4 protein-coding genes and 3 pseudogenes are annotated in these 6,822 nt (G+C 59.3%); 5 read left to right on the forward strand and 2 right to left on the reverse strand.

Features of this window, described 5'->3' with window-relative positions; translation table 11 throughout:
* Positions 1 to 98 precede the first annotated feature (98 nt).
* From YUU_RS0110265 to YUU_RS0110275, 3 genes are all read left to right on the forward strand, one after another.
* A complete protein-coding gene (locus YUU_RS0110265; protein ID WP_027522279.1) occupies positions 99 to 1,871 on the forward strand; it encodes an adenylate/guanylate cyclase domain-containing protein in 1,773 nt (590 codons plus the stop codon).
* Between the two features lie 65 nt (positions 1,872 to 1,936).
* Entirely contained in the window at positions 1,937 to 3,709 is a 1,773-nt protein-coding gene (locus YUU_RS0110270) for an adenylate/guanylate cyclase domain-containing protein (protein ID WP_245287989.1), read from the forward strand.
* A 166-nt stretch (positions 3,710 to 3,875) separates the two neighbouring features.
* Entirely contained in the window at positions 3,876 to 4,313 is a 438-nt protein-coding gene (locus YUU_RS0110275) for a hypothetical protein (protein WP_027522281.1), read from the forward strand.
* A 471-nt stretch (positions 4,314 to 4,784) separates the two neighbouring features.
* Here YUU_RS0110275 and YUU_RS0110280 read toward each other — a convergent pair whose 3' ends face one another.
* Positions 4,785 to 5,456 carry a recombinase family protein gene (locus YUU_RS0110280; RefSeq protein WP_027522282.1) on the reverse strand — a complete coding sequence of 224 codons (672 nt, stop codon included), beginning with the start codon at positions 5,454 to 5,456 and terminating at the stop codon, positions 4,785 to 4,787.
* A gap of 220 nt (positions 5,457 to 5,676) precedes the next feature.
* Between YUU_RS0110280 and YUU_RS62680 the strand changes: the two are divergent.
* Positions 5,677 to 6,150: pseudogene (locus tag YUU_RS62680) on the forward strand (trypsin-like serine protease); the annotation flags it as partial.
* 55 nt (positions 6,151 to 6,205) lie between these two features.
* Here YUU_RS62680 and YUU_RS50605 read toward each other — a convergent pair.
* Positions 6,206 to 6,484, reverse strand: a pseudogene (locus YUU_RS50605) (IS701 family transposase); the annotation flags it as partial.
* Between the two features lie 3 nt (positions 6,485 to 6,487).
* Here YUU_RS50605 and YUU_RS0110290 point away from each other — a divergent pair.
* A pseudogene (locus YUU_RS0110290) lies at positions 6,488 to 6,822 on the forward strand (enoyl-CoA hydratase-related protein); the annotation flags it as partial.

Genomic DNA, 6,822 nt, shown 5'->3' on the forward strand with positions numbered 1-6,822 from the left:
GCTAGAATGCCCCGTGTGCCCTACAGGAAGCGAGTTCGCGTAGTGGCGCGAGAGGTTTCCATCGTGCATAATCCTCCTTGCGAACGGGATCGCGTGCCATGGCCGAAGCGCATCCACCCCGGGTCGGACGCAGGTTAGCAGCCATAGTCGCGGCTGACGTGGCGGGCTACTCGCGACTAATGGGCCTCGACGAGGTCGGCACCGCCCGCACCCTCCGCGAACACCGCAAGGTTACCGACGCCCTCGTGGCAAAGCATGGCGGTCGCCTCGTGAAGACCATGGGTGACGGCGTGTTGCTTGAGTTTCCCTCGGTGGTCGATGCGGTCGAATGCGCCGTGGCTGTGCAAGCTGTGATGGCCCAGAGGAACGAAGGGGTGCCGCATGACCGGCGTATGCTCTTCAGGATTGGGATCAACCTCGGGGACATCCTGATTGAGGACGAAGACATCCTCGGGGACGGCGTCAACATCGCTGCTAGGCTGGAGGCCATCGCGGAGCCGGGTGGCATCTGCCTCTCGTCTTCTGCCTACGACCAAGTTCGCGGCAAGGTGCCGGTCGATTTCACTGATCTTGGCGAGCAGAGCCTCAAGAACATCGCCCGTCCGATACGTGCCTATGTGGTTGGTCTGAGCGAGAATGCTCATCAAACCGCCCCGCTGCCATCTTCAACTCCACGTCTGTCCATCGTGGTGCTGCCGTTTGCGAATATCGGCGGCGATCCCGAGCAAGAGTACTTCGTGGATGGGGTGACCGAGAGCCTAACCACGGACTTATCGCGCATCAATGGTGCGTTCGTGATTGCGCGCAACACCGCGTTCACGTTTAAGGGCAAAGCAGTAGACGTAAAGAAGCTGGGACGCGAGCTAAATGTCCGGTATTTGCTCGAAGGCTCGGTGCAGCGCGGGGGAAATCGATTTCGGGTGAACGTTCAGTTGATTGACGCCGAGACCGGTAATCAACTTTGGGCGGAGCGCTTCGACAAGCCGGTCGCCGACCTGTTCGACATACAGGATGAAATCGTTTCAAGGCTGGCTAACACACTCGATGCTCAGCTCACTACTGCTGAGGCGCGGCGAGCAGAGCGTTCACCGCAGCCTGATGCGATGGACTTGTGTTTCCAGGGCAGTGCTTGCCTGCACAGGGGGCTGACTGACGGCCACCTGAAGCAAGCACATAATTTCTTTGAACGTGCCTTGTCGCTCGATCCTGAGTGCATCGAAGCGCTCGTTGGCACCGCAACGGTACATCTCAACAGAGGCGCTAACTTTTCTGGCGACGACCGGATCAATCCCCTTGCAACAGCCGAGGCTACCCTGATCAAAGCTGTCTCCGTAGCGCCATACCACGCAGTGGCCCATATGCAGCTTGGTGCCGTGTACATTTTCACGAACCGCTCGGCGCAAGGGATCGCAGAATGCGAGCAGGCTTTGGTGCTAGATCGAAACTTGGCCAGCGCTCATGCCTGGATTGGTCTCGCCAAGCATATTCTTGATCGCCCAGCGGAGACCGAGAACCATGTTCGTGAAGCGCTACGTCTCTCTCCAAGCGACGTCTTTGCCTATCGGTGGATGATGTGGGCCGGCATCGCGAATGTTAACCTCAACGCCCATGCTAAGGCCGTTACCTGGCTCCGCCGTAGTATCGACGCTAACCGCAATTTCCCGCTTGCGAATTTCCACCTCGCTTGCGCGCTTGCACTGCTTGGCTCGATTGAAGAGGCGCAGGCCGCTGCGAAGGCCGGGCTTGCACTCAATCCAAGCTTCAGTATTCGCCGGTTTCAACTCCAGGCACCGGGGGACAATCCGACTTTCCTCGCGAAGCGCGAACGGTTCTATGAGGGTATGCGTATCGCTGGTGTGCCCGAAGGCTGACGTCGTCAGGTTGACGTGGCGGGCACCCGGTTACACTAGTCGCCAAGGTTTGCATTGAGGCTTGCATGTCAGACCCTATGGCAGTCAGCCGACGCCTCGTCGCAGTCTTCGCAGCAGATGTTGAAGGCTACAGCCGCCTCATGGGCGCTGACGAGGTCGGCACGCTCCAAGGACTGACCAAACGCCGTGCGATCCTCGATAAGCTCATTGGGGACCACAGGGGCCGCATAGCGAACACGGCGGGCGATAGCGTTTTAGCGGAGTTCGGAAGCGCGGTTGACGCCGTGCAGTGCGCGGTGGAAGTGCAAACCGCTTTGGCCGAGGCGAACGCTGGTGTCCCGACCGACAAGCGCATCAATTTCCGCATCGGGGTTCATATCGGTGACGTAATGATACGCGCTGGTGACCTCTTCGGCGACGGTGTGAACATTGCCGCGCGGCTACAGTCCATCGCAGCACCGGGGAGCGTGTGCATCTCCGGCGCGACTTACGATCAGGTGCGCAAGGTCCTCCCGGTGACCTTTGTGGACCTTGGTGTTCAGCAGGTGAAGAACATTCAAGAGCCAATCAGGGCATATCAGGTGAATGCGCCGGCTGAAGCGCGAGAGGCTCATGCGCGTGTCGCTGAGACTGAGAGCCCGCCTCCGTTGCCTGACAAGCCTTCCATCGCCGTGCTGCCGTTCGAGAACATGAGCGGTGATCCCGAACAGGAATACTTCGCGGATGGGATGGTTGAGGAGATCATAACGGCGCTGTCGCGGTTCAAATGGCTCTTCGTGATCGCACGCAATTCAAGCTTTACGTTCAAAGGCAAAGCCGTCGATGTGAAAGAGGTCGGACATAGGCTTGGCGTACGCTATGTCCTTGAGGGGGCTGTGCGCAGGGCGTCGGGGAAGGTTCGCATTACCGGCCAATTGATTGATGCGGTGACGGGCGCACACATTTGGGCAGATAGGTTCGAGCGTGACCTGACGGACGTCTTTGCTCTCCAAGACGAGGTCACGGTCGCCGTTGTCTCAGCCATCCAGCCAAAATTACTTCAAACAGAAATTGGACTAGCGGCGCGGCGGCGACCGGAGAACCTCACCGCCTATGATTTTTTTCTCCGAGCCATGCAGCAGTTTTACATGACGACCCGTGAAGGGGTGGCCGAGGCAATAAGGCTGGCTCATCGCGCTTTAGAGTTGGACACCCGGTTCGGATTTGTCGCGGGTCTGGCAGGTGTCTGTCACATGAACAACGTCCTTTGGGGCTATGCTATCGATCCTCAATTCGACCGCAAGGAAGCGGTTCGGCTTCTTCGCTTGGCATTGAGCCTCGACGCTGGTGATCCAGAAACGTTAGCATGGGCTTGCCTAATCTCGGCGTACATGGTCGGCGATTGCGAAAGCGAGATCGAAATGGCAGACCGAGCGGTCGCGCTCAACCCCAATTCATATTGGGCGTGGACGTGCAGAGGCTGGGTCCATAAATGTGCGGGGCTACCGGAGGAAGCGGTTCGCAGCTTTGAACGCGCCATTCGCATGAGCCCGGTAGACCCGCTGCTATACCAGCCGTTTGCTGGGATAGGGATGGGCTTGATTGAGCTTGGTCGCTTTGACGAGGCCATCGTCGCAGGGAAGAAAGCCCAACGTCAGAATCCCTCATTTTCCCCAGCTCACCGCTGCCTCGCATCCGCTTTCGCCCATCTCGGACGTGACGCCGAAGCGCGTGAGGCGGCGGCGCGTTTGCTTGAGGTCGATCCCGCCTTTACAATATCTTCGTGGATCGCTCGGGGTGGGCAATCAAACGCGAAGCTGATGATTGAGGGGCTTCGGAAAGCGGGGTTGCCCGAATGAACCCTGTGTGCCGCCTCGTTCCCTGTGGCGAACACGCGGCTCGGTGAACTTCGGCGGCGGCCACCGCTTCGTGCGTTGATCTATCTCAAACATCCGTACGTCCGATCAAGATTTCTCTTTTGTCCAAGCTTGTAGTTTGATCGCCACTCATCAATAGGGCAGAAACATGCGTGACGTTCTCAGCGTGATTACCTCTGCTTTTTTGGCCCTCGCGGTCTGGACGGCCACGGTAAATCCATCGCAAGCAGAGACGGGCACCGTTCGTGTTGTCTTCGGCGCGGCTGGCGTTGTCGCGGGCGTTGGTAGTGGTGAGGGCACGCTAACATTCCAAGGGAAGACTTATCCGTTCACGATTTCCGGTGCGAGTTTTGGAGCCACGCTGGCGCTAAGCGTCAGTGAGTATGAAGGGCGAGTGCTGAACTTACGTACTCCCGGTGATTTAGCCGGCAACTATATTGCGGTCGGAGCCGGTGGTGCCATCGCGGGTGGAATAGGCGTCGCGCGGTTGCGAAACGCGAAAGGAGTTATCATGGTCGTTCGCGGCCCTAAGCTGGGTGCGGGGCTCTCGGTCGCCTTGGCTCGCGTCACCATTACCATGAGGTGACAACAGTCCACATCTTTGCGCCTAGGCGACACCGTCGCAGAACTGTGAGGGCGAGCGCCCTGTGGTGAACACGCGGCCCTGTGAACCTCGGCGGCGGCGTTCTTTCCAAGTCGACCACGTGGAGTCCGAGGCCGGGGCTGAACGCACATGAGGCACTCAGTTGCAGCCTTACGCCTGCATGGCCCCGTGAACCGCACGCGCACTGCTACCGTGACCTTCGCCGCCGCCGCCCTTGAAGCGAAGGAAGCTTGAAGTCGCACTGGGGCTTGATGTCAAAAAGGGTCCCATGTCGCCGGATGGGACCCAAACTTTCGCGTGTAGTCTCGTGCTACTTCGCTCGGCCTCAAGCGGAGTAGATCATCCACAAGCCGGCGATGAGAAGCGGGAATGCGGCCCTCGCGGATCCGAGCGCCGTTAGAAGAGTCGAGAGCAGCACCAATAGTGTCCCAAGGGCTGACATTATTGTCCTCCTTACGCGCGCTCAAGGATGTTCGCGACCGACTGTGCGTACCACTGGCCACCTCGGGCCGTGGGGATACCCCGCGCATTCAGCGCCTCAGCGATTTGCCGCAACGTGCTCGCACCGGCCTTTTGGGCCTCGCGGATGATCGGCAGTACATTCGCCGCGTATCGGTCAGCCTCGGCCTTCACGGCTTCCACGGCGCTCCTGCGGGCCGCGTGGAGCTTGGGGTTGCCTAGGGTGACCCCGCGGGCCTTTGCGGCCGATAGCGCTTGCCGGGTGCGCGTGGAGATGAGCGCACGTTCCTTCTCAGCCAGGGCGGCGAACAGGTGCAAGACGAAGGGGTCAACGTCAGGGCCCAATTCAGCGACCACGAAGGGCACCTTGTGGGCCATGAGGCCTGAGATGAAGTGAACGTCACGGCTAAGCCGGTCGAGCTTCGCGACACCCACATGGCACCTGAGTTTCCGCGCGGCAGCCAAGGCGGCCTTGAGCTGGGGCCTGCGGTCGAGTGCATCGGCGCCCTTGCCGGTCTCTACCTCCACGAACTCACGGACTACTTCGTATCCCTCGGCGATTGCGAAGTGGGCGAGGGCGTGCCGCTGTGCCTCAATGCCCAAGCCTGAGCGTCCCTGAGCCGAGGTGGATACGCGGATGTAGGTGATGAGGGGGGCCGTAGACATGCCGAAGGTCTCCGAACCGGTTGTTTTATACAAACGGACTTTTGGAATCCCTGCGATTCACTTTTGCATAGGTAGTAGGGCGGAGCAGCAGCATGTTCATAGAAGCTGTGGGTTAAGAAGAGGCACGCTGCTCTACTGCCCAATGCTGTCAACAGGCTAAGTTGCCGACATAGAACGCGATCCTTAGAGTGCAAAAGAAGCGAACAGGAATGGTGGGGCGATGAACTGGCTTGCTTCTCTTGCTGCGATTGCGTCTCTATTGGGGTGCCTTGGTGCATCTCCTGCCGCTTACGCCATCACCGGCCGAGCAACTCCCGGCAATCCATTCGATGACGCATACCACGTTGTGTCCATCGTAGATGACGCCCGGACGACCTGCACAGGAATCGCTCTCTCGAAATCCGTGGTATTGACCACTGCTCACTGCGCGGCGCCTGGTATCGCTCGTCAAGTAATCGCAATTGATTCTAAACGTATCAACATACGAGTGAAATCGAGCTTTGCCTCACCCGACTTCGATGCCACGGCAATGAGAGAGCATCGCGCAACAGTCGATCTGGGCCTTTTGCTGCTCGAGTTTCCTCTACCTCTCTTTGTTTACACACCAATGATCGCTCCAATTCCGAACGTTGGGGACCAATCGGTCGTGGTTGGCTACGGAGCCGATGAGGTCGGCCAAGTTGCTCTCAGGAGCGCCTCGCTTCAAGTGTCGGCGGCTGGCCAGCTCCTCATCGGTCAGCGCTTCCAGCACGCACAATGTCGCGTAACGCGTCGGCGTCCCACTGCCCTCGGCCCAAGATCGCCTGCTGGCGCCACGGCCCTGGATCGCCGGCCGCTTCTGCCCGCATCCACCCCGTCTTGCGCGGCTCGTGGCCCAACGGTCCGTCGAGAAACTGCCACGCCGAGGCCGCGACCCGCTCCCGCGTAAACAGCGGACGAATGCGTTGCTTGGCATCTCGCAACGACGAAGCCCACAGCGTCAGCGTATCTTCAACCGACGCACCACCAATCATCAGATCCCGAATCATGGTTCGCGGCCGACGAAAGTCATCGTATTGCTCGGCGGCGTCGATTTCTGGTCGAACGGCATCCATCTCAACGTCATTGAGGCGAGCAACGACCCGGCCAAGGAATCCTGGCGCAACATAAACGCGATCGACGATCTGGTCCTCGAGATTCTCAATACCATGTCCCATCTCGTCATCGCCGGATTGCGCGGCAATGCTGGTGCTGGTGGCGCTATGCTGGCGCTAGCGGCGGATCGCATCTATTCGGCCTCGGGAGTCGTCCTCAACCCGCATTACAGAGGTATGGGCGAGCTTTATGGATCGGAATATTGGACATACTTGCTGCCAAAGAGAGTGGG

Origin of the sequence: Bradyrhizobium sp. Ec3.3, assembly GCF_000472925.1 — a bacterium.
GTDB lineage: Bacteria > Pseudomonadota > Alphaproteobacteria > Rhizobiales > Xanthobacteraceae > Bradyrhizobium.